Source organism: Actinomadura luzonensis, from assembly GCF_022664455.2.
Lineage (GTDB): Bacteria > Actinomycetota > Actinomycetes > Streptosporangiales > Streptosporangiaceae > Nonomuraea > Nonomuraea luzonensis.
The window spans coordinates 38,009-59,701 of the sequence record NZ_JAKRKC020000002.1; the positions used below are offsets into that span (position 1 = coordinate 38,009).

Annotated in this window: 22 protein-coding genes; 13 read left to right on the forward strand and 9 right to left on the reverse strand. The window is 73.9% G+C overall.

Annotated features, from left to right (window positions below):
- Positions 1-8: 8 nt before the first annotated feature.
- Positions 9-614 carry a hypothetical protein gene (locus MF672_RS30275; RefSeq protein ID WP_242370815.1) on the reverse strand — a complete coding sequence of 202 codons (606 nt, stop codon included), beginning with the start codon at positions 612-614 and terminating at the stop codon, positions 9-11.
- A 154-nt stretch (positions 615-768) separates the two neighbouring features.
- On the opposite strand from MF672_RS30275, the gene MF672_RS30280 reads away from it, so the two are divergent.
- Positions 769-1,533: a glucose 1-dehydrogenase gene (locus MF672_RS30280; RefSeq protein WP_302893309.1), complete on the forward strand. Its 765-nt coding sequence runs from the start codon at positions 769-771 to the stop codon at positions 1,531-1,533.
- A 3-nt stretch (positions 1,534-1,536) separates the two neighbouring features.
- The gene (locus tag MF672_RS30285) at positions 1,537-2,379 is read left to right on the forward strand and encodes an alpha/beta fold hydrolase (protein ID WP_242370816.1); all 843 of its coding nucleotides are present in this window, start codon (positions 1,537-1,539) and stop codon (positions 2,377-2,379) included.
- 146 nt (positions 2,380-2,525) lie between these two features.
- Here the strand turns inward: MF672_RS30285 and MF672_RS30290 are convergent, their stop codons facing one another.
- Entirely contained in the window at positions 2,526-3,131 is a 606-nt protein-coding gene (locus tag MF672_RS30290; protein WP_242370818.1) for a DUF4126 domain-containing protein, read from the reverse strand.
- Between the two features lie 57 nt (positions 3,132-3,188).
- Positions 3,189-4,112, reverse strand: coding sequence for a choline/ethanolamine kinase family protein (locus MF672_RS30295; protein ID WP_242370821.1), 924 nt, complete (start codon positions 4,110-4,112; stop codon positions 3,189-3,191).
- 70 nt (positions 4,113-4,182) lie between these two features.
- Between MF672_RS30295 and MF672_RS51520 the strand changes: the two genes are divergently transcribed.
- Positions 4,183-6,543, forward strand: a complete 2,361-nt coding sequence (locus tag MF672_RS51520; RefSeq protein ID WP_302893310.1) for a GcvT family protein — start codon at positions 4,183-4,185, stop codon at positions 6,541-6,543.
- A gap of 12 nt (positions 6,544-6,555) precedes the next feature.
- Here MF672_RS51520 and MF672_RS30310 read toward each other — a convergent pair whose 3' ends face one another.
- Positions 6,556-7,677, reverse strand: a complete 1,122-nt coding sequence (locus tag MF672_RS30310; protein WP_242370823.1) for an NAD(P)H-dependent flavin oxidoreductase — start codon at positions 7,675-7,677, stop codon at positions 6,556-6,558.
- Positions 7,678-7,721: 44 nt separating this feature from the next.
- Positions 7,722-8,348: an acyltransferase gene (locus MF672_RS30315; RefSeq protein WP_308210576.1), complete on the reverse strand. Its 627-nt coding sequence runs from the start codon at positions 8,346-8,348 to the stop codon at positions 7,722-7,724.
- A gap of 131 nt (positions 8,349-8,479) precedes the next feature.
- Here MF672_RS30315 and pyrG point away from each other — a divergent pair, with 131 nt between their 5' ends.
- From pyrG to MF672_RS30365, 10 genes are all read left to right on the forward strand, one after another.
- Positions 8,480-10,144: a CTP synthase gene (pyrG, locus tag MF672_RS30320; RefSeq protein ID WP_242370826.1), complete on the forward strand. Its 1,665-nt coding sequence runs from the start codon at positions 8,480-8,482 to the stop codon at positions 10,142-10,144.
- The gene (locus MF672_RS30325; protein WP_242370828.1) at positions 10,141-10,752 is read left to right on the forward strand and encodes an NUDIX domain-containing protein; all 612 of its coding nucleotides are present in this window, start codon (positions 10,141-10,143) and stop codon (positions 10,750-10,752) included. Before pyrG ends, MF672_RS30325 begins: the two co-directional genes overlap by 4 nt.
- Positions 10,753-10,773: 21 nt before the next feature.
- Positions 10,774-11,679 (forward strand): site-specific tyrosine recombinase XerD, encoded by a 906-nt coding sequence (locus MF672_RS30330; RefSeq protein WP_242370830.1) that lies wholly within the window; start codon positions 10,774-10,776, stop codon positions 11,677-11,679.
- 123 nt (positions 11,680-11,802) lie between these two features.
- Positions 11,803-12,738 (forward strand): ParA family protein, encoded by a 936-nt coding sequence (locus MF672_RS30335; RefSeq protein ID WP_407654805.1) that lies wholly within the window; start codon positions 11,803-11,805, stop codon positions 12,736-12,738.
- On the forward strand, positions 12,735-13,556 hold the full coding sequence (locus MF672_RS30340; RefSeq protein WP_242370835.1) for a segregation and condensation protein A: 822 nt from the start codon (positions 12,735-12,737) through the stop codon (positions 13,554-13,556). The genes MF672_RS30335 and MF672_RS30340 overlap by 4 nt, the downstream gene beginning before the upstream one ends.
- 286 nt (positions 13,557-13,842) lie before the next feature.
- Entirely contained in the window at positions 13,843-14,376 is a 534-nt protein-coding gene (gene scpB / locus MF672_RS30345) for an SMC-Scp complex subunit ScpB (protein WP_242371197.1), read from the forward strand.
- Entirely contained in the window at positions 14,373-16,340 is a 1,968-nt protein-coding gene (locus MF672_RS30350; RefSeq protein ID WP_247815506.1) for a pseudouridine synthase, read from the forward strand. Before scpB ends, MF672_RS30350 begins: the two co-directional genes overlap by 4 nt.
- A 76-nt stretch (positions 16,341-16,416) precedes the next feature.
- Positions 16,417-16,776 carry a chorismate mutase gene (gene aroH, locus MF672_RS30355; protein WP_242370839.1) on the forward strand — a complete coding sequence of 120 codons (360 nt, stop codon included), beginning with the start codon at positions 16,417-16,419 and terminating at the stop codon, positions 16,774-16,776.
- A gap of 94 nt (positions 16,777-16,870) precedes the next feature.
- Positions 16,871-17,959, forward strand: a complete 1,089-nt coding sequence (locus MF672_RS30360) for a prephenate dehydrogenase (RefSeq protein WP_242370840.1) — start codon at positions 16,871-16,873, stop codon at positions 17,957-17,959.
- Positions 17,960-18,034: 75 nt separating this feature from the next.
- Complete coding sequence (locus tag MF672_RS30365) at positions 18,035-19,198, forward strand: NAD(P)/FAD-dependent oxidoreductase (protein WP_242370842.1); 1,164 nt, start codon at positions 18,035-18,037, stop codon at positions 19,196-19,198.
- Between the two features lie 132 nt (positions 19,199-19,330).
- Here MF672_RS30365 and MF672_RS30370 read toward each other — a convergent pair whose 3' ends face one another.
- Genes MF672_RS30370 through MF672_RS30385 form a run of 4 tightly spaced genes read right to left on the reverse strand, consistent with a single transcriptional unit; the run spans position 19,331 to position 21,671 of the window.
- Entirely contained in the window at positions 19,331-19,525 is a 195-nt protein-coding gene (locus tag MF672_RS30370) for a DUF2795 domain-containing protein (protein ID WP_242370844.1), read from the reverse strand.
- Positions 19,526-19,545: 20 nt separating this feature from the next.
- Positions 19,546-20,442 carry a glycosyltransferase family 2 protein gene (locus MF672_RS30375; RefSeq protein WP_242370845.1) on the reverse strand — a complete coding sequence of 299 codons (897 nt, stop codon included), beginning with the start codon at positions 20,440-20,442 and terminating at the stop codon, positions 19,546-19,548.
- Positions 20,435-20,833: a hypothetical protein gene (locus tag MF672_RS30380; RefSeq protein WP_242370847.1), complete on the reverse strand. Its 399-nt coding sequence runs from the start codon at positions 20,831-20,833 to the stop codon at positions 20,435-20,437. Before MF672_RS30380 ends, MF672_RS30375 begins: the two co-directional genes overlap by 8 nt.
- Positions 20,826-21,671, reverse strand: coding sequence for a glycosyltransferase family 2 protein (locus MF672_RS30385; protein WP_242370849.1), 846 nt, complete (start codon positions 21,669-21,671; stop codon positions 20,826-20,828). The genes MF672_RS30380 and MF672_RS30385 overlap by 8 nt, the downstream gene beginning before the upstream one ends.
- Positions 21,672-21,693 lie beyond the last annotated feature (22 nt).

The following is a 21,693-nucleotide window of genomic DNA, read 5'->3' on the forward strand; positions in this document are numbered from 1 at the left end:
CCGTGCTGTCAGGGGTGTTCTCGGCGTTCCTCGAAGGAGCGGCGGTAGAGCTCGTCGATCTCGTCGAGCGGGTCCGGCGGGCGGCGGCGGGCCTCGATCTCCAGGTCCGTGCGCGAGGTCAGGTCGGCGATGCCCGTGGACGTGTGCCGCACCTGGTCGCCGAGGAGGTCGGCGCGGATGCGGGCGCACATGGCGGTCAGCTTGGCCTGGTGCTCGCGCAGCCGCCCCAGCGTGGCGTGGTCGACGTACGGCGACATGCGGCGCTGCTGGGCGTACATGCCGAGCTGGTCGTCGTGCACGCGCGCCTGGGCCTCCAGGTCGGCGAGGAGGCGGGGCAGGTCGCCGAGGCCCCAGCCCTGGCGCTCTGCCTGCTCGACGGCCTGGCGGGTGAGGGCGACCTCGCGGCGCAGGTCGAGCCGGAGGCGTTCGACCTCGGCGGCGTCGCCGGTGCCCATGGCGTTGACGTGCGTGCTCAGCCGGGTGGCCGCCTGCCTGGCCTTGCCGGCGGCCTTGCGGCCCAGCTTGACCAGCAGGTAGACGCCGACGCCCCCGAGCAGCAGGAGGAACGCCAGGATCACCAGCACGACGACCAGGATCTCGCTGATCTCCGTCACCCCCTGTCGGTGTTGATGTCTAGAGGATAGTCGGCCGGGCCGGTGCCAAGGCGCCGCCGAGGGACCCGGCCGCCAAGCAAGCACTTGATCTGGTCCGGGAGTCGTGTTTCAGTGCACAGGGTCAGTGCTGGAACGCGGCGGAAGGGCGGCGGGCGTGCTGGACGGCAAGGTTGTGATCATCACCGGGGGAGCGCGGGGCATGGGCGCGGCGACCGCCCGCCGTTGCGTCGCGGGCGGCGCGCGGGTCGTGCTCACCGACGTGCTGGAGGAGGAGGGCGCCGCCACCGCCAAGGAGCTCGGCGGCCGCTTCCTGGCGCACGACGTCACCGACGAGGAGCAGTGGGCGGCGGTCGTCGCGCGCACGGTGGAGGAGTTCGGCCGGCTGGACGGGCTGGTCAACAACGCCGGCATCGCGACCGCGCAGACCATCGAGCAGCAGTCCCTGGAGGAGTTCGAACGCGTCCTGCGGGTCAACCTGGCGGGCGTCTTCCTCGGGCTGAAGGCCGTGGCCGGGGCCATGCGGGCCGGGGGCGGCGGGGCGATCGTGAACCTGTCGTCGGTGGCGGGGCTGTTCGCACTGCCCGGGACCGGCGGGTACGGCGCCTCCAAGTGGGGCGTGCGCGGGCTGACGAAGATCGCCGCCCTGGAGTTCGGGCGGGACCGGATCCGCGTCAACTCGGTGCATCCCGGGATGATCGTCACCCCGATGACGCTGCCGCTCGGCGCGGTCTCCGGCGACGGCACCTTTCCCCTGGCCCCGGCCGGGCGGTGGGGCGAGCCGGAGGAGGTGGCGGAGGCGATCGCGTTCCTGCTGTCGGACGCGGCGTCGTACGTGACCGGCGCCGAGCTGGCCGTGGACGGCGGCTGGACGGCGGGCGAGTCCGCCCTCCTGGCCCGGGCGCAGGGCGGGGCGGGCTGAGCGATGCCGTACGCCGACGTGACCGACGACGTCCGCCTCTTCTACACCGACGACTTCTCCACCGACGACCACCCGGGCGAGGACGGGCGCCGCCCGCCGCTCCTGCTCGTGCACGGCTGGGGCACCGACTCCCACCAGTGGAGCTGGCACCTCGACGCCCTCACCGCCGCCGGCCACCGCGTCATCGCCCCCGACCTGCGTGGCCACGGCTACTCCTCCGTCCCGGACGCCGGCAACACCCCGCGCGCGATGGCCGCCGACCTGAGGGCGCTGCTCGACCGCCTCGGCGTCGGGCAGGTGGTCGCGGTCGGGCACTCCATGGGCGCCCAGGTGGTCTCCATCCTCGCCGTCGAGCACCCGGAGCGCGTCCGCGCGCTGGTGACCGTGGACCCCGGCTACGGCATGTCCGACGACGTCGCGCGGGGCTTCCCGCAGATGATCGCCGCCCTGCACGGCCCGCGTCCGCACGAGGCCGCCGAGGCCATCGACGAGTGGTGCACGAACGCCGCCACCCCCGCCGTCATCCGCCGCTGGCACAAGCGCCGCCTGTACGGCATGGCCCCGCACGTGCTGGCCGAGGCGTTCGAGGCGCTGTTCACCGGCCCGGACGCCATCGGCGTGCGCCCGGCCAGCGACGCCTACCTGGCGCGCAGGCAGTGCCCGGTGCTGTCGATCTGGTCCGACCCGGGGCGGGCGGCGTGGGAGGCGGGGCTGCTGAAGGACCCCGCGTCCAAGGTCGTGTGCTGGGAGGGCTCCAGCCATCGGCTGCACGAGGAGCGGCACGCCGAGTTCACCCACCTGGTGACGGGCTGGATCAGGCGCCTGCCCGGCGGCCCGGCAGTGTGACGGGCCCGGCGGGGGGCCGGGCCCGTCACCGGTGCGGGCGTGCCAGGGTCGGGGGCCACGTGACGCCCGCACGCTGCGTTCGCTACCGGGAAGGACTGTAGGGGGCGCGCGGCGGGCGGCGGATCAGCCCGCAGGGTGACCCGGGATCATCCCGGCGGCTGACTCCGGGCGGCCCGCCGGCGGGCCCGGAAGCGGCGGACCCGGCGGATCGACCACCAGGCCAGCGCGGCGAACGCCACCAGGGCGACGATCACCAGCACCGGGACGAAGATCGCGATCAGGCTCATGCCGAGCGACCCCGCGTCCTCCACGGTGCTCACGACGGGGGCGCCCACCCCGGCCGTGCCGGCGTTGACGACGGGACGCGCGGCGGCCTTCATCGCGTGCACGGCCAGCGCCACGCCGATGCCGAGCAGCCAGCCGACCCATGGGTGCGCGGTCATCCAGGACGACTTCTCCAGCTGGGCGGCGGCGCTGGTGGCCGAGAAGACCACGCCGCCCGACGCCGGGCGCACCACGGTCTGGAGGGCGTCGTTGACGCTGTCGACGGCGGGCACCTTGTCGAGCACCATCTCGGCCGCCAGCAGCACCGCGATGATGGCGAGCACGCCCCAGTTCGACAGCCAGGCGTAGCCGTCGGGCAGCCGCACGGCGTCGGTCAGGTTCGACAGCACGCCAACGACCAGGAGCGGGATGTAGGCGTTGAGTCCGGCGGCCGTGGACAGGCCCAGGCCGGTCAGTGCGGCGAGCATCCCTCCAGTCTGCCCGGCCCCCCGGCCGGTACGCGCGCTCCCGGCGGCACCCGAGCCTCAATCGTCACGCGCGGCCTCGTCGAGCAGGCCGGCGAGCCCGCGCGAGGTGAACTCCGCGACGGCCCGCTCGTACTTCTCCATGCCCCAGGACCAGAAGTCGAAGGCGATGCGGTCGTTGGCGCCGTCCTGGATGGCGGCCCAGAGCGTCCAGCCGTACTTGGACATGAGGCCGAGCAGCCGGGCGCGGGCGATCTTGTGGCGCAGCCGGCGGCCGTGGTACGCGGTGACCAGCTCCTCCAGGTGGCCGGGCGGCAGGGCGGACTCGCTCCAGATGTTGCCCAGCTCGAAGCAGGGGTCGTTGTTGCCGGCGTACTCGTAGTCGATCAGCCACAGGCGCTCGCCGTCGTCGAGGATGTTGCCCGGCAGCAGGTCGTTGTTGCACGGCACGGTGCCCTCGGCGCGCACCGCCAGACATTTCCGGATCCGTTCCACGTCGGGCAGGAAGTCCAGGTACCGCGCGGGCAGCCGGAACCCCCGCTCCCGCACGATCTCCAGATACCGCCGCTGCACCTCGAACATGTCGAAGTCGCGCACGAAGCGCGGCCCCGCGTGCAGCCGCCGGCACGCCTCCGCCACCCGCGCCAGGTTGGCCGCGTCCAGCAGGTCGGCCTCGGTGAACGCGCGCGCCGGCAGGTACCCGACCACCAGCACCCCCAGCTCCGGCAGGTAGGCGTGCACCGGCGCCCCCACCCCGGCGGCCGCCGCCGCGAGCGAGCTGGCGTGCTCGGCGTCCCGGTCGATGGCCAGCAGCGCGCCGTCGCTCGCCTGCACGCGCACCACGTACGCGCCGCCGGGCACGACGACCTTGTAGTTGCGGTTGGTGAGCCCGCCGGGCAGCTCCTCGACAGTGCGCGGCCCGCCCGCCAGCAAGGGGACGCGATCCAGCAACGCCGACAGCTCGGACCCCTCGGACACGGCCATGGTCGATGCTAGGCCGCCCGCCGCCGGACGGTCTAGATTGCCCGGCCGTCCGGCGGTTAGCCTCCGGATCATGAGCGACTCGGCCCGCATCGTGATCATCGGCGGGGGCGTCGGCGGCGCGTCCGTCGCCTACCACCTCACCCGGCTCGGCGAGCGCGACGTCCTCGTGCTGGAACGCGACGAGCTGACCAGCGGCTCCACCTTCCACTCCGCCGGCCTGGTCGGCCAGCTCCGCGCCGACCCCGCCCTGACCCGCATGAACCAGTACTCCGTCGAGCTCTACCGCACCCTCGACGCCGGCTGGACCGAGTGCGGCGGCCTCCGGCTGGCCTCCAGCCCGGAGCGGCTGGCGGAGATCCGCCGCCAGGCCGGCTGGGCCCGCGCGCACGGGCTGCCGCTGGAGGAGATCTCGGCGGCCGAGGCGGCGGAGCTGTTCCCGCTCATGGACCCGGCGGGCGTGCTCGGCGCGGCGTACCTGCCGACCGACGGCCGGATCGACCCCTCCCAGCTCTGCTACGCCCTGGCCGCCGGCGCCCGCGAGGGCGGCGCGACGATCCGCACCGGCGTCCGCGTCCTCGGCGTCAGGACCGCGCGCGGCCGGGTCGCCGGCGTCGTCACCGACCACGGGGACGTGGACTGCGAGATCGTGGTCAACTGCGGCGGCATGTTCGCCGCCGAGATCGGCCGCATGGCCGGGGTGCGCGTCCCGGTCGTCCCGATGTCGCACCAGTACGTCGTCACCGAAGCCTGCCACGACCACCCGCGCCTGCCCACGCTGCGCGACCCCGACCTGCTCGTCTACTACCGGCAGGAGGTGCGCGGCCTGGTCATGGGCGGCTACGAGCGCACCTGCGCCCCCTGGACGGCCGCCCCGGACGCCTACGACGCGATCCCCGCCGGCTTCAACGGCCGCCTGCTGCCCGAGGACTGGCCGCGCTTCGAGGAGATCTCCGCCAACTCCCGCGTCCGCGTCCCCGCGATGGCCGACGTCGGCATCCGCAAGCTGGTCAACGGGCCCGAGGCGTTCACCCCGGACAACGAGTTCTGCCTGGGCGAGAGCGAGGTCGCCGGGTTCTTCGTGGCCGCCGGGTTCTGCGCGCACGGCATCGCGGGCGCGGGCGGCGTCGGCAAGGTGACGGCCGAGTGGATCGTCGCCGGCGAGCCGCCGATGGACCTGGCGCACATGGACGTGCGCCGCTTCGGCCCCCACTACCGCTCGCCGTCGTACACGCTGAAGCGGGCCGCCGAGAACTACGAGACCTACTACGACATCCGCCACCCCGGCCAGGAGCGGCGCGCCGGCCGCCCGCTGCGCACCTCGCCCGCCTACGCCTGGCACGCCGCCCACGGCGCGGTGTTCGGCGAGAAGGCCGGCTGGGAACGCGTCGACTTCTACGCCGGCAACGCCACCGGCGACGAGCGGGAGCGCCCCCGGGGCTGGGCCGGGCGCGGCTGGTCCTCCGCCGTGGGGGCCGAGCACCGCGCCACCCGCACGGCCGCCGGGCTGTTCGACGAGAGCTCGTTCGCCAAGATCGAGGTCACCGGCCCGGACGCCGCCGAGCTGCTGGAGCACGTGTGCGCCAACCGCGTCGCCCGCGAGGCCGGCGCGGTCACCTACACGCAGGCGCTGAACCGGCGCGGCGGCATCGCGTGCGACTTCACCGTCACCAGGCGCGGCGAGGACGACTTCCTCGTCGTCACCGGCACCGCCTTCGGCGGGCACGACCTCGGCTGGCTGCGCGGGCAGGCCGCGCGCACCGGGGCCACGGCCAGGATCGCCGACGTGACCGGCCAGTACGCCTGCTTCGCCCTGTGGGGCCCGCGCGCCGGCGACGTCCTGGCCGGGCTCACCCCCGGCCCCCTGGACGTGCCGTCCATGACCTCCCGCGAGACCTCCGTCGGGGACGTGCCGGTGCTGGCGCTGGCGGTGTCGTTCGTCGGCGAGCCCGGCTGGGAGCTGTACTGCTCCAGCGAGTACGGCCGCGTCCTGTGGGAGACCCTGTGGCGGGCCGGCCGGCCGCACGGCCTGGTCGCGGGCGGCTACCGGGCCATCGACAGCCTCCGGCTGGAGAAGGGCTACCGGGTGCGGGGCGCCGACGTCGGGCCGGAGACCACCCCGTACGAGGCGGGCCTCGGCTTCTGCGTCAAGCCCGGCAAGGACTTCGTCGGCCGCGACGCCCTGGACCCGGACCCGCCGCGCCGGCTGCGGTGCCTCGTCCTCGCCGACCCGCGCGCCGTGGCGCTCGGCCACGAGCCGGTCCGCCTGGACGGGCGGGTGGCGTCCCGGGTCACCTCCGGCGGCTACGGCTACACGGCCCGCGCCTCCATCGCCTACGCCTACCTGCCGGCCGGGGCGGGCCCCGGGACGCCGGTCGAGGTGGAGGTCGAGGGCGCGTGGGTGCCCGGCACCGTGGTCGAGAGCCCCCTGTGACGCGGGCGGGCCTCACTCCGACAGGCGGGCCAGCCGCTCCACCGCCTCGCCGAACTCGGCGATCATCTCGTAGACCACCTGCCGGGCCGGCTTGACCTGGCCGAGCTGGCCCACGACCTGCCCGACGAAGTAGTTGGCCAGCTCCAGCGCGCCCGGCTCGCCCTTCTCGGCCGCCGCGCCGATGCGCGCCATCGCGCCTTCGGCCAGCAACATCTGCAGCGGCATGCCGAGCGGGCCCGGGCTCTCCTGCGCGGCGTCCCACTCCTGCGTCCAGGCGGACTTGAGCTGGCGGGCCGGCTTGCCGGTGCGCGAGCGGGAGCGGACGGTGTCCAGGGACGAGGCGGCCAGCAGCTTGCGCTTGACCGCCGGCGCCGTCTCGGCCTCCTCCGTGGTCAGCCACACCGAGCCGCACCACACGCCCTGCGCGCCGAGCGCCATCGCCGCGGCCATCTGCCGCCCCGACGCGATGCCGCCCGCGGCCAGCACCGGCACCGGCGCGACCGCGTCCACGACCTGCGGCACCAGCACCATCGTGGAGATCTCGCCGGTGTGGCCGCCCGCCTCGGTGCCCTGCGCGACGATGAGGTCCGCGCCCGCGGCGACCTGCCGCCGCGCGTGCTCGACGGTGCCGACCAGCGCCGCCACCGGCACGCCCGCCTCCCTGGCCTTGGCCACCATCTCCGGCGGGGGCGGGCCGAGGGCGCTGGCGATCAGCCCGATCGGGTGCTTCAGCGCCACGTCCACCAGGCCCGTCGCGCCCGACGCCGTCACGCGGCGGCCGAAGGAGTCGGCGGTCACCGGCATCGGCTGCGCCGCCCCGCTCACCCGGTACTTCGCCATCAGGTGCGTGACGAAGTCGCGGTGCCGCTCGGGGACGGCGTCCATGAGGTGGCCGCCGCCGAGCGCGGCGTCGTCCACCTTGCCCGGCACGAGCACGTCCACCCCGTACGGCCTGCCGCCGACCTGCTCGTCGAGCCAGGTCAGCTCGGTGTCGAGCTGCTCGGGGGAGTACGCGACCGCGCCCAGCACCCCGAACCCGCCCGCGTTCGTGACCGCGGCCACGACGTCCCGGCAGTGGCTGAAGGCGAACAGGGGGAACTCGACGCCCAGACGCTCACAGACAGCGGTCCTCATGGGCAGACGCTAACCGACCGAAGGAAGTTCGGTCCATCCCCTGTTCAGGAGGCCGCCGCGTCCAGCCGCACGGGATCGTGCCAGCCCAGCTCCGGCGTGTACCCGCGCACCCGCCGCGCCGGGACGCCCGCCACCACGCTGTGGTCGGGGAAGGTGCCCCGCACCACCGCGCCGCCCGCCACCACGCACTGCCGGCCGAGCGTCGTGCCCGGCAGGATGATCGCGCCGGTGCCCAGCCACGAGCCCGCGCCGATGGAGACCGGGCTGTTGCGCGGCCACTGCCTGCCGATCGGCACGTCGGGGTCGTCGTAGACGTGGTTCTGGTCGGTGATGTAGACGTACGGCCCGGTGAAGACGTCGTCGCCGACGTCGATCGACTGGTGGGCCACGATGTGCGTGCCCCGGCCGATCGAGCAGCCGCGGCCGATCCGCAGGATGGAGCCGGCGCCGAGGTCGAGGCCCGGGTTCATGCCGCACGACAGTGACACGCGCTCGCCGATCAGGGTGTGGTCGCCGATCTCGATGTACGTCTCGCCGAAGATCGCGCCAGGGGGGAACGCGATGCTCACCCCGTCGCCGAGCCGGCGGAAACGGTAGCCGGCCGGGGTCGCCGGGGTGATCGCGCCGGCGTGGCGGATCGCCGTGTACGCGCGGTGAATCACCGCGTTCACGGCCCGCCGAACTAGTGACATAGCGACCAAAGTTACCGCTAGGTCATGCCGTTCGGGCATGTGAGGGGCGTTGTTTGATATCCTGAGAGCCCGTGGACACTTCGACCACACCTCGAGCCACGGGAGCCCCTTTGCGCAGCGCATCGCAAACCAAGCATCTGTTCGTCACCGGCGGTGTCGCCTCCAGTCTCGGCAAGGGGCTCACGGCCTCCAGCCTCGGTCGCCTGCTCAAGGCACGCGGTCTCCGGGTCACCATGCAGAAGCTCGACCCGTACCTCAACGTGGACCCGGGGACGATGAACCCGTTCCAGCACGGCGAGGTGTTCGTCACCGACGACGGCGCCGAGACCGACCTCGACGTCGGCCACTACGAGCGCTTCCTCGACACCGACCTGCACGGCTCGGCCAACGTGACCACCGGCCAGGTCTACTCCAACGTCATCGCCAAGGAGCGGCGGGGCGAGTACCTCGGCGACACGGTCCAGGTCATCCCGCACATCACCAACGAGATCAAGGACCGCATCCGGGGCATGGCCGGTCCTGAGGTCGACGTGGTCATCACCGAGGTCGGCGGCACCGTGGGCGACATCGAGTCGCTGCCGTTCCTGGAGGCCGTGCGGCAGATCCGGCACGAGGTGGGCCGCGACAACGTCTTCTTCCTGCACGTCTCGCTGCTGCCCTACATCGGGCCCTCCGGCGAGCTGAAGACCAAGCCCACCCAGCACAGCGTGGCCGCGCTGCGCAGCATCGGCATCCAGCCGGACGCCATCGTGCTGCGCTCCGACCGGCCCGTGCAGACGGCGATCAAGCGCAAGATCAGCCTGATGTGCGACGTGGACGAGGACGCCGTGGTCTCCGCCGTAGACGCCTCCTCCATCTACGACATCCCGAAGGTCCTGCACTCCGAGGGCCTCGACGCGTACGTCGTGCGCCGCCTCGGCCTGCCCTTCCGCGACGTCGACTGGAAGGAGTGGGAGGAACTGCTGCGCCGCGTGCACCGGCCGGCCAAGGAGGTCACGATCGCGCTGGTCGGCAAGTACATCGACCTGCCCGACGCGTACCTGTCGGTCACCGAGGCGCTGCGCGCCGGCGGCTTCGCCAACGACGCCCGGGTCAACATCCGCTGGGTCAAGAGCGACGACTGCGAGACCCCCGAGGGCGCCGAGCGCGAGCTCGACGGCGTCGACGGCGTGCTCATCCCCGGCGGGTTCGGCGTGCGCGGCATCGAGGGCAAGATCGGCGCGATCCGGCACGCCAGGGAGAACAAGGTGCCGCTGCTCGGCATCTGCCTCGGCATGCAGGGCATGGTGATCGAGGCCGCCCGCAACCTGGCGGGCATCGCCGACGCCAACTCCACCGAGTTCGACCCCGACACCAAGCACCCGGTCATCTCCACCATGGCCGACCAGGAGGACGTCGTCGCCGGCGAGCGCGACATGGGCGGCACCATGCGGCTCGGCAGCTACACCGCCAAGCTCGCCGAGGGCACGCTGGCCCGGCAGCTCTACGGCGGCAAGGCCAAGGCCGACGAGCGCCACCGGCACCGCTACGAGGTCAACAACGCCTACCGCGAGCAGCTGGAGAACGTCGGCCTGGTCTTCTCCGGCCTGTCGCCCGACGGCCGCCTGGTCGAGTACACCGAGCTGCCGGTGGACGTGCACCCGTTCTTCGTCGGCACGCAGGCGCACCCGGAGTTCCGCTCCCGGCCCACCCGCGCCAACCCGATGTTCAAGGGCCTGATCGGCGCCGCTCTCGCCTACGCCGACAGCCGCGTCGGCGCCAGGGTCGCCCAGTGAACGTCCAGGACACGCCCGAGGCGTGGGACGTCGTCGAGACGAAGGAACGCTTCTCCGGATACGTCATCCGCGTGGTCACCGACACCGTGAAGATGCCCCGCGACGAGGTCGCCGACCGCGACTACGTGGTGCATCCCGGCTCCGTCGCGGTGCTCGCCCTCGACGAGCGCGACCGCGTCCTGATGATCAGGCAGTACCGCCACCCGACCCGGCGGCTCATGTGGGAGCTGCCGGCCGGCATCCGCGACGTCGAAGGCGAATCGCTGGTCGAGGGGGCCGCGCGCGAGCTGGCCGAGGAGGCCGGCTACCGCGCCGCCACCTGGTACACCCTCCTCGACCTGCGCTCCTCGCCGGGCATGACCGACGAGCGCATCCGGGTCTTCCTCGCCCGCGACCTGACGCCGATCCCTGAGGAGGAGAACGGCTTCGTCCACCGGCACGAGGAGGTGGACATGCCGGTCGAATGGGTCCCCCTGCCCGACGCGGTCGAGAAGGCGCTCATGGGAATGATCCACAATTCCCCGGCCGTGGCCGGTATCCTCGCCGCATATGCGGCTTCGGTCGAGGGGTTCGCTTCGTTGCGCCCGGCCGACGCCCCGGAGGCGTGACGTTTCGGGAAGGACCGGTCCGTGGAGGCAGTGCTCTCCAGCTACCTCGCCCATCTGGCGGTGGAGCGGGGCCTGGCCGCCAACACGCTCGCGTCCTACCGCCGTGACCTGCGCCGCTACGTCGAGCACCTGCGGGCGCGCGGCCGTGCCGAGCTCCGCGAGGTGGGGGAGGCCGACGTCCAGGCCTTCCTCGCCGCCCTGCGCGAGGGCGACGGCGAGCATCCCGCGCTCGTCGCCAGCTCGGCCGCGCGCGCGGTCTCGGCCGTGCGCGGGCTGCACCGCTTCGCCCTGCGCGAAGGCGTGACCGCGCACGACCCCGCCCACCAGGTGCGCCCGCCGCGCCAGCTCCGCAAGCTGCCCAAGCCCATCTCGGTGGACGAGGTCGAACGGCTCATCGCCGCCTCCGGCCCCGACGGCGCGCCGCTGACGCTGCGCAACCGGGCCCTGCTGGAGGTCCTGTACGGCACCGGCGCCCGCATCTCCGAGGCCGTCGGCCTGGCCGTGGACGACCTGGAGGACGACCAGGTGCGGCTGCGCGGCAAGGGCGGCCGCACCCGCGTCGTCCCGCTCGGCCGCTACGCCCGGGCCGCCCTCGACGCCTACCTCGTGCGCGCCCGGCCCGGCCTGCTGGCCCACGGGCGCGGCACCCCCGCCGTCTTCCTCAACGCCCGCGGTGGGCGGCTGACCAGGCAGGGAGCCTGGGAAGTGCTCCAGGCCGCCGCCGAACGGGCCGGACTGCACGGGATAAGCCCGCACGTCCTCCGCCACTCGTTCGCGACGCACCTCATCGACGGCGGCGCCGACGTCAGGGTGGTGCAGGAGCTGCTCGGCCACGCCTCGGTGACGACCACCCAGGTCTACACCCTGGTCACCGTCGACAAACTCCGCGAGGTCTACGCCGCGGCGCACCCGCGCGCCCGGACGTGATCTATAGTCTTTTGCGACGTGCGGCCGAGACGGCGTGCCGCCTTGCCGCGTTAAGTGGTGACGCCATAGTGTCCGTCCGGACGGTCCGGTTCGGGACCGTCAGGGAGGTTCGAGCTGGTGACTGTGGAGACCAAGGGTTCGACCCCGGGGACCCCCGACAACCCCTGGGGCGACACCAAGACCAACGCGCCTTCCAACGGCGTCAACCTAGGGCCCACGCAGCGGCCCCGCCCGGTGTTCCCCGAGCCGGTGCCGCCCGCCGTGCACGGCCCGGCGCGCGTGGTCGCGATGGTCAATCAGAAGGGCGGGGTCGGCAAGACCACGACCACCATCAACCTGGGCGCCGCGCTCGTCGAGTACGGCCTCAAGGTGCTGCTGGTCGACTTCGACCCCCAGGGCGCGCTCTCCGTCGGCCTCGGCATCAACCCGCTGCAGCTCGACCTGACCGTCTACAACCTCCTCATGGAACGCGGCGTCACCGCCGAGGAGGTGCTGCTGCAGACCGGCGTCGAGGGCCTCGACCTGCTGCCCAGCAACATCGACCTGTCGGCCGCCGAGGTCCAGCTCGTCACCGAGGTGGCCCGCGAGCAGGTGCTCGGCCGCGTCATCAAGCCGCTGCTGCCGCACTACGACGTCTGCCTCATCGACTGCCAGCCGTCGCTCGGCCTGCTCACCATCAACGCCCTGACCTGCGCGCACGGCGTGATGGTGCCGCTGGAGTGCGAGTTCTTCGCGCTGCGCGGCGTCGCGCTGCTCATGGACACCATCTCCAAGGTCCAGGAGCGCCTCAACGAGGACCTGGAGATCGAGGGCCTGCTCGCCACCATGTACGACGCCCGCACCCTGCACGGCCGCGAGGTGCTGGCCCGCGTGGTCGAGGCGTTCGGCGACAAGGTCTTCCACACCGTCATCAACCGCACGGTGCGCTTCCCCGACGCGACCGTCGCCGGTGAGCCGATCACCACGTTCGACCCGTCGTCGCTGGGCGCCAACGCCTATCGCGAGCTGGCCCGCGAAGTGCTCTCGCGCTGGCCGGCACCTGCCACAATGGCCAGGTGACCACCGACGGGCAGAGCGATCCCCAGGGCTTCCAGGTCCACCTGGACGTCTTCGAAGGGCCCTTCGATCTGCTCCTCGGCCTCATCGCCAAGCACAAGCTCGACATCACCGAGGTCTCGCTCTCCAAGGTCACCGACGAGTTCATCGCCTACATCCGCTCGCGCGGCCCCGAGTGGGACCTCGACCAGACCAGCCACTTCCTGCTGGTCGCCGCCACGCTGCTCGACCTGAAGGCGGCCCGGCTGCTGCCGTCCGGCGAGGTCGAGGACGAGGAGGACCTCGCCCTGCTGGAGGCCAGAGACCTGCTGTTCGCCCGGCTGCTGCAGTACAAGGCGTACAAGGAGGTCGCGAAGATCTTCTCCGGGCTCATGGCGGAGGAGTCGCTGCGCTTCCCCCGTACCGTGCAGCTGGAGCCCCAGTTCGCGAACCTGCTGCCCGAGCTGGTGCTCGGCATCGGGCCCGACCAGCTCGCCAGGATCGCGGCGCGGGCCTTCACGCCCAAGGCGCCGCCCACCGTCAGCATCGGGCACATCTACCAGCCGCTGGCCAGCGTCAAGGAGCAGGCCGCGATCCTCGTCATGCACCTGCGGCGGCTGCGCCGGGCCACCTTCCGCGCGCTCGTGGCCGACTGCTCGGGCACCTTCGAGGTTATCGCCCGCTTCCTCGCCGTGCTGGAGCTGTTCCGGGAGTCGGCGGTGACGTTCGAGCAGATCGAGCCGCTGGGGGAGCTGCACGTCACCTGGACGGGCGCCGACCAGGGCGACGTGGCGGTGGGCGACGACTACGAGGAATCCGCGGAGAAACTACGCAATGACTGACAACGCCGACTCGCCCGTGCCGCCCGCGGAGCCTGACTCCCGGCACCCGCTGCCCGCCTGGATGACCCTCCCCGGCGCCCTGGCCGAGCCCGTGCCTCCGGCGGCGGACGAACCGGCCGCTCCGCCCGCCCCTTCCGGATCCGCCACGCTGGAGTTCGCCCCCGAGCCCGAGCCCGAGCCTGAGTCCGAGCCCGCCCCTGAGCCCGCCTCCGAGGCCGAGCCCGCCTCCGAGCTTGAGCCCACCTCCGAGGCTGAGCCGTCGGGCGGGGACGAGGAGGCGCCGACCCTGCAGGCGGCCCTGGAAGCCGTCCTGCTGGTCGTGGACGAGCCGGTCGCCGAGGTGACCCTGGCCCAGGTGCTGGAGCGCCCCACCCACGAGGTCGCCGCGGCACTGCGCGGGCTCGCCGCGGAATACACTGCCTCCGGGCGGGGTTTCGACTTGAGACAGGTCGCGGGCGGCTGGCGGTTCTACACGCGCGCCGCGTGCGCCCCGCTGGTCGAGCGGTTCGTCCGCGACGGCCAGCAGACGCGGCTGACCCAGGCCGCGCTGGAAACACTCGCGGTCGTGGCCTACCGGCAACCGGTGAGCCGGGCCCGCGTCGCCGCCGTGCGCGGCGTCAACAGCGACGGCGTCATGCGGACGCTCGTCGCCAGGGGGCTGGTCGAGGAGGCCGGCACCGACCCGGAGAGCCAGGCAGTGCTCTACCGGACAAGCTCATACTTCCTTGAACGTCTGGGACTGCGGGACCTGAGCGAGCTCCCCGAGCTCGCGCCCTTCCTCCCCGACGACGTGGAAAACCTCGAGGAGACGACAAAGTGATCAACAGGCGAAGCACCCCGTCCGGTGATGGACGCGGTCGTGGACGCACCGGCGGCTCGGACCGTAGTGCCGGCCGCGGCGGGCGTCCCGCCTTCCGCTCGGACCGCGACGACCGCGGGTCCGGCGGCGGAAACAGCACCTACGGCGGCGGCCGCCCGTACGGCGACCGCGACCGGTCCTACGGCGACCGCGACCGCGGCGGGTACGGCGACCGCGACCGGAGCGGGTACGGGCGCGACTCCGGCAGCCGCCCCTTCCGCCCTTCCAATGACTCCCGCGACTCCCTGCGCGCCGACCGGGGCGGCTCCCGCGCCCGTTACGGCACCCGCGACGGCGACCGCCCGGCCCGTGGCGACCGCTTCGACCGCCCCGCCCGCCCCGACCGCCGCGACGACCGCCGTGACGACCGCCGTGACGACCGGGGCGGGTACCGTTCCGACCGTCGTGACGACCGGGCGGGTTACCGTCCCGAGCGCCGCGACGACCGCGGCGGCTACCGCTCCGACCGCCGCGACGACCGCCGTGACGACCGCCGTGACGACCGGGGCGGGTACCGTTCCGACCGTCGTGACGACCGGGCGGGTTACCGTCCCGAGCGCCGCGACGACCGCGGCGGCTACGGCTCGGACCGCCGCGACGACCGCCGCGACGACCGCGCGAGCTACCGTCCTGAGCGTCGTGACGACCGCGCGGGTTACCGTCCCGATCGTCGTGACGACCGGGCCGGTTACCGTCCCGATCGTCGTGACGACCGGGCCGGTTACCGTCCCGAGCGCCGCGACGACCGCGGCGGTTACCGCTCCGACCGCCGTGACGACCGCGGCGCCTTCCGCTCCGACCGTCGTGACGACCGTCGTGACGACCGTCGTGACGACCGCCGTGACGACCGCGCCGGCTACCGTCCCGAGCGTCGTGACGACCGTGGCGGCTACCGCCCGGACCGTGCCGAGCGCCGCGAGGAGGCCGCCCCCAGGGGGGAGTCCTCGACCCGCTCGCGTTACGGCCGGCGCGACGGCGACGCCCCCCGGGCCGCCGTACGCGCGACGAGCCGCGGCGCCACCAGGCGCGACGACGTCCAGACGATCGGCCGGCCGAGCAGGACGGGCGGCAGGCCCGGCACCGGGAGCAGCGCCCCCGGCAGCCCGCAGCAGGCCCGCATCAAGGCGGCCCGCCAGCCCATCCGCGACCGTGACCTCTACCCCGAGGGCTACACCGACGAGCGCGACACCACCGAGGTCCCGGACGGCGTCCGGCTCCAGAAGGTGCTGGCGCAGGCGGGCGTGGCCAGCCGCAGGGCGTGCGAGGAGATGATCGGCGAGGGCCGTGTCACCGTGAACGGCCAGGTCGTCCGGCGTTTCGGCGCCAAGGTCGACCCGGTCAAGCAGGTCATCCACGTGGACGGCAAGCGCATTCCGACCGCCCCCGACCTGGTCTACTACGCGCTGAACAAGCCCATCGGCGTCGTGTCCACCATGGACGACCCGCAGGGCCGTCCGTGCCTGGCCGACTACGTCCAGGAGCTGGCGCCGAGGCTGTTCCACGTGGGCCGGCTCGACACCGAGACTGAGGGCCTGCTGCTGCTCACCAACGACGGCGAGCTGGCCAACCGCCTCACCCACCCCAGCTACGGCGTGCAGAAGAAGTACTGGGCGAAGGTGCCCGGCCCGATCCCGAAGGACCTGGGACGCCGGCTCAAGCAGGGCATCGAGCTGGAGGACGGCCTCGCCAGGGCCGACAGCTTCACCGTCGTGCAGGAGCACGGCCAGCAGGCGCTGGTCGAGGTCGTCCTGCACGAGGGCCGCAAGCACGTGGTGCGGCGGATGCTGGAGGAGGCCGGGCACCGGGTCATCGACCTGGCCAGGATCGAGTTCGGCCCGGTCAAGCTGGGCCGCACCAAGCCCGGCACGGTCCGCGCGCTGAGCCTCAAAGAGGTCGGCGAGCTGTACGCGGCCGTGAAGCTGTAATCTGTCCGGACGCAGGAGCCCGTGCGTGGTTCGTCCCGCACGGGCTCTCCCGCTCATCGGAAGGGAAGAGAGCCACATGGTGCGGGCGGTCCGCGGGGCGATCCAGGTGGACGCCAACGATCGTGACTCGATCGTCGAGGCCACGACCGAGCTGGTCAGCACGCTCATGGAGCGCAACCGGCTGACCACGGACGACGTGATCAGCGTGTTGTTCACGGCCACGCCCGACCTGACGGCGGAGTTCCCCGCGCTCGCGGCGCGCAAGCTGGGCTTCCACGAGGTGCCGCTGATCTGCTGCACCGAGATCGACGTGCCGGGTGCGCTGCCGCGCGTGGTGCGCCTGATGGCCCACATCGAGACCGACCGTCCCCGCGCGGAGATCCACCACGTCTATCTGCGCGGCGCCGTGGCCCTGCGCCAGGACATCGCGCAGTAAGGGCCGTTCAAGGCTCTCGCGAGCGGACGGCAGGCGCCACCTGCCACACTCATCGGCACCAGCAACCAGCGGCCCGACTCACCAGGACATCGACATGGAACTACGCACCGTGCTCGTCGTCGGCACCGGTCTCATCGGCACCAGTGCGGCGCTGGCGCTGCGCAAGCACGGCGTGCGGGTCCTGCTCGCCGACCGCGAGCCGGGCGCCGTCCGGCTGGCGCGCGAGCTGGGCGCGGGCGAGGAGTGGACGCCGGACGCCCCGCCCGCCGAGGGCGTGGACCTGGCGGTGATCGCGGTGCCCCCGGCGTTCGTGGCGAGCGAGCTGCTGGAGCTGCAGCGGCACGGCGTGGCCCGGTTCTACACGGACGTGGCCAGCGTCAAGGCCGAGCCCATCGACCGGGCCCGGCAGCTCGGCTGCGACCTGGCGTCCTACGTCGCCTCCCACCCGCTGGCCGGGCGGGAGAAGTCCGGCCCCGGCGCGGCCCGCGAGGACCTGTTCCTGGGCCGCCCGTGGGCGCTGTGCCCCACCGAGCAGGCCGACCCCGAGGCGAAGGCCGCCGTGCTGCGGCTGGTCGAGCTGTGCGGGGCCAACCCGGTCGAGGTGGACGCCGTCGAGCACGACCGCGCCGTGGCCGTCGTCTCGCACGCGCCGCACGTCACCGCCTCCGCCGTGGCCGCCCGCCTGGCCGACACCACCGACGTGGCGCTCGGCCTGGCCGGTCAGGGGGTCCGCGACGTCACCAGGATCGCCGGCAGCGACCCCGGCCTGTGGCTGGGCATCCTGTCCGGCAACGCGGCCCCGGTCGCCGAGGTGCTGGAGGCCGTCGCAAGGGACCTCACCGAGGCCGCCGGCGCGCTGCGCGCCCTGGCCGAGGGCGACGGCGCCGCCCTCCAGGACATCACCCAGCTCCTGAAGCGGGGCGTGGCCGGCCACGACCGCATCCCGGGCAAGCACGGCGGGCCCGCCTCCGCGTACGCCGTCGTCCAGGTGGTCATCGGCGACCGTCCCGGCCAGCTCGCGCGGCTGTTCCAGGTGTGCGACGAGGTCGGCGTCAACGTCGAGGACGTCCGGCTGGAGCACGCGCCCGGGCTGCCGCTGGGCATCGCCGAGCTGTCCGTGCAGCCCGACGCCGCGTCCTCGCTGGCCGCCGCGCTGCGCGAGCGGGGCTGGCAGCTTCCCTGACGTCCGCCTGCGGCGGGCGTGTCACGTCCCGGCCCGCTCGATGCGTCCTTGGGTGCGCAACGAGGAGGTAGGACAATGACTGACATTCTCGTCCTGGGCGGCGGTTACACCGGTCTCGCGGCGGCCATCAGGGTCGCGGCCAGGACCCGCCGCTCCGGCGTCAGGGTGACGCTGGTGAACGCCTCGGCCCGGTTCACCGAGCGGCTCCGGCTGCACCAGACGGCGGCCGGCGAGCGGCTGGCCGACCACTCCCTGACGGACGTCCTCGCGGGCAGCGGGGTCACGTTCGCGCAGGGCCGGGTGGCGGGGCTGGACGTCGAGGGGCACGAGGCCCGTCTCGACGACGGGCGGACGCTCCGCTACGACAGGCTGATCTACGCGCTGGGCACCGTCACCGACCTCTCGACGCCGGGCGCGGCCGAGCACGCCTGCACCTTCGACGACCACGGCGGCGCCGTACGGCTGTCGCGGCGACTCGACGAACTGCCGGGAGGCCCTGTGGGGGCCGGCACTGTCGCCGTGGTCGGCAGCGGGCTGACCGGGGTGGAGGCGGCGACCGAGATTGCCGAGGCCCGCCCGCACCTGCGCGTCGTCCTCGTGGGCAAGGGACGGCCCGGCGCGATGATGGGGGAGCGGGCGCGCGCCTACCTGGACGCGGCCCTGGCCCGGCTCGGCGTCGAGGTGCGCTCCGGCGCGGACGTCACCAAGGTCCTGCCCGGCGCGGTCGAGCTGGCCGGCGGCGAGCTGATCGACGCCGACGCCACGCTCTGGACCGCCGGCACCCGTGGCCTGCCGCTGGCGGCCGCGTCGGGCCTGACCGTGGACGAGCGCGGCAGGATCGTCGTGGACGGCGCGCTGCGCTCGCTCTCGCACCCCGACGTCCAGGCCGTGGGCGACGCCGCCGCCGTCCGCCTGCCGTTCGGGGTGCTGCACGGCACCTGCCAGAGCGGCATCCCGACGGCGCTGCACGCCGCCGACGCGCTGGTGTCCGTCCTGCGCGGCCGCGCGCCCAGGGACTTCCGGTTCGGGTACGTGCACCAGCCCGTGAGCCTGGGGCGCGGGGACGCGGTCATCCAGTTCACCCGGCCGGACGACAGCCCGCGCAGGTGGTACCTGACGGGGCGGGCGGCCGTCGCGTACAAGGAGGCGGTGTCGCGGAGCCCGCTGCCGACGTACCGGCTGCTCAAGCGCGGCCTGGTGCCGGTACGGGCGTTCGCGCTCAGCGCCTGGCCCGGCTGAGCCGCGCGTCGTGCATGTGCGGTGCGATGTGTACGGGTGGTGCGGCGTGCGCGGCGGGTGTCGGCGGACCCACCGCGCACGCGGGCCGTCACGCGGCGGCCGCACGGCGGCGCCGGGCGACGGCGGCTTGGATCACCGCTTGGTGACCGCCTGGCTGACGGCGTTGGGGCCGTCGTACTCGCGGTCCGGCATGCTCTCCAGGGCCTTGACGATGTCCTGGTCAGCGCCGTGGTCCTTGGCGGCCTTGACCAGGTCGTCCTTGCTGGCGGGGTAGTCCACGCCGCTCAGGTGCTTCTGAAGCTGGATCGGGTTCGGTGCATTGCTCATGACGGCCTGCTGCCCGTCGTTCAGGAGACGTAACGGCGGGCCCGGGAGGACGCCTGCGCCGCTTCGAGGCTGGCGAGCCGCGCCTCCACGCGGGGCGGGACCCGCCGCCGCTCGGCCAGCACCCAGGGCAGGCCGCGCAGCGCGTCCAGGGCGGCGAGGGCCGAGATCCGGTCGCGCGGCACCGTCCTGGCCAGGTGCGCGGTCCGGCGCAGCGCGGCGCGCACCGGGCGGCGCAGCCAGGTGAACCACAACGTGTTGCGGATGCCGACGCGGCGCCGGTGGTGGGCGTCCCGGTTGCGGGAGGCCTGATGGTGCACGGTCAGCTTCTCCAGGTAGCACAGCTCCCACCCGGCGGTGGCCAGGTCCACGGCCAGCAGCTCCTCCTCGCCGCCGAGCCACAACCAGCTGCTGAAGCCGCCGCACTCCAGGAACGCCTCCCGGCGCAGCACCGACGCGCCGGCCAGGAAACTGCCCAGCGCGGGCCCGGGCAGCCAGGCGGGGCCCGGGACGGGGGAGTCGCGCAGCTCCGCCACGATCGGGTCCTCGCGGGCGCCGGGCTCGGCCAGGATGCGGGCCGTGACGACGGCCAGGCGGGGGTGCGCGTCGAGCACGTCGGCGGCCCGCGCCAGCGAGCCGGGCTCCCACCAGGTGTCGTCGTCGGCGAAGGCCACGTAGGGGGTGCTCAGGCGTGCCACGCCCACGTTGCGGCCCACCGCGCCGAGGTTCTCCCGCAGCGCCACGACCTCCGCCTCCGGGTACGCCGCCGCGACCGCCTCCGCGGTGCCGTCGGTGGAGCCGTTGTCCACGAGGACCACGTGCGGGCGTTCGGGCAGGCTCAGCAGCCGGCCGACGGACTCCAGGGCCTCCTCCCGGCGGTTCCACGTGATCACGACCGCGCCGATGCGCGGGTCAGCCATCGCCCCACCTCCACGTCCCGACGCCGCCGGCCACCGGGCGGGGGCCGGGGGCGTCGGCCCGCCACGCCAGACCGGTCGCGTCGGCCTGCCACGCGGGGCCGTGCGCCTGCCCCTGCCAGGTCGGACCGGTCGCCCGTACCTGCCGCTTCAGACAGGCCGCCGGCCCCCGCCGCCCCGGATCAGCGGCCCGGGCCTGCCGCCCACGACAAGCCCCGCCCGGACGAGGGGTGACCTGCCCGATCCGGGTCTCTCCCGGCAGGGTCGCGGCCCGAGCTGTCCCGTCCGGCGGCACGGCGGCCGGTGCGTCGGCGGCCGGTGCGTCGGCGGCCGGTGCGTCGGCGGGCGGTGCGTCGGCGGGCGGCTCGGGGTGCGGGGTCCGGGGGTCAGCCATCGGTGCGCTCCAGGAGCCGGCGGTCGCGTTCCACGGCGGGCGGGAGGGCGCGCCGGTCGGCCAGGGCACGGGGCAGGCGGGGGACGGCCGTGCGCAACCCCTCCCAGCCGGCGGGCCCCCGCCGCAGAGCGTCGAGCGAGCGGCGGGCCACCACCCGCCACGGCCGCCGCAGCACGGCGGTCAGGACGGCGTTCCGGGCGGCCAGCACCTGCCGCCCCCGCGGGTCCCTGGACGGTGACGGGTGGTGGTGGGCCACGACGTCGTCCACGTACGCCAGCCCCCACCCCCGCGCCGCCAGGTCCACCGCCAGCCGTTCCTCCTCACCGAAGAAGAAGATCACGTCGTCGAACCCCCCTGCCTCAAGGAACGCCTCCCGCCGCACCACGACCCCGCACGCGAGGAACCCGAGCACGCTCGGCCCCGGCAGGTCCGGCTCGACGCCGAGCGGCGAGCGGGACATCATCTCCGAGACCGGGTCCAGCCGCTCCTCCGGCCCCACCAGCACCCGGGCCCCCAGCACGGCCAGCCGGGGGTGGGCGTCGAGGACGTCGGCCGCCCGTTCCAGCGCCCCGGGGGCCCACCAGGAGTCGTCGTCGGCGAAGGCCACGTACGGCGTCTCCGCCAGGCGCACGCCGACGTTGCGCGCGGGCGCGCCCAGGTTCTCGCCCGCCTCCACCACCCGAACGTCCGGGAAGTGCTTGCGGACGAACGGCACGGTCCCGTCGCCGGAGCCGTTGTCGACGAGGATCACCGGACGCGGGTGCAGGGGAAGCGAGCGGGCCAGTGCCCGCAGCCTGTCCTTGCTGGCCACGACGACCGTGACCCGGGGCTCGCTCACATCAGAGCACTTACCGCCCGTG

Excerpts from the sequence above, each read along its gene's own strand:
- MF672_RS30295 (WP_242370821.1), bottom strand. The coding sequence starts at position 4,112 with ATGGCCGTGTCCGAGGGGTCCGAGCTGTCGGCGTTGCTGGATCGCGTC.
- MF672_RS30290 (WP_242370818.1), bottom strand. The coding sequence starts at position 3,131 with ATGCTCGCCGCACTGACCGGCCTGGGCCTGTCCACGGCCGCCGGACTC.
- MF672_RS30375 (WP_242370845.1), bottom strand. The coding sequence starts at position 20,442 with ATGGCTGACCCGCGCATCGGCGCGGTCGTGATCACGTGGAACCGCCGG.
- aroH (WP_242370839.1), top strand. The coding sequence starts at position 16,417 with ATGGTGCGGGCGGTCCGCGGGGCGATCCAGGTGGACGCCAACGATCGT.
- MF672_RS30285 (WP_242370816.1), top strand. The coding sequence starts at position 1,537 with ATGCCGTACGCCGACGTGACCGACGACGTCCGCCTCTTCTACACCGAC.
- MF672_RS30370 (WP_242370844.1), bottom strand. The coding sequence starts at position 19,525 with ATGAGCAATGCACCGAACCCGATCCAGCTTCAGAAGCACCTGAGCGGC.
- MF672_RS30380 (WP_242370847.1), bottom strand. The coding sequence starts at position 20,833 with ATGGCTGACCCCCGGACCCCGCACCCCGAGCCGCCCGCCGACGCACCG.
- MF672_RS30365 (WP_242370842.1), top strand. The coding sequence starts at position 18,035 with ATGACTGACATTCTCGTCCTGGGCGGCGGTTACACCGGTCTCGCGGCG.
- MF672_RS30360 (WP_242370840.1), top strand. The coding sequence starts at position 16,871 with ATGGAACTACGCACCGTGCTCGTCGTCGGCACCGGTCTCATCGGCACC.
- MF672_RS51520 (WP_302893310.1), top strand. The coding sequence starts at position 4,183 with ATGAGCGACTCGGCCCGCATCGTGATCATCGGCGGGGGCGTCGGCGGC.
- MF672_RS30310 (WP_242370823.1), bottom strand. The coding sequence starts at position 7,677 with ATGAGGACCGCTGTCTGTGAGCGTCTGGGCGTCGAGTTCCCCCTGTTC.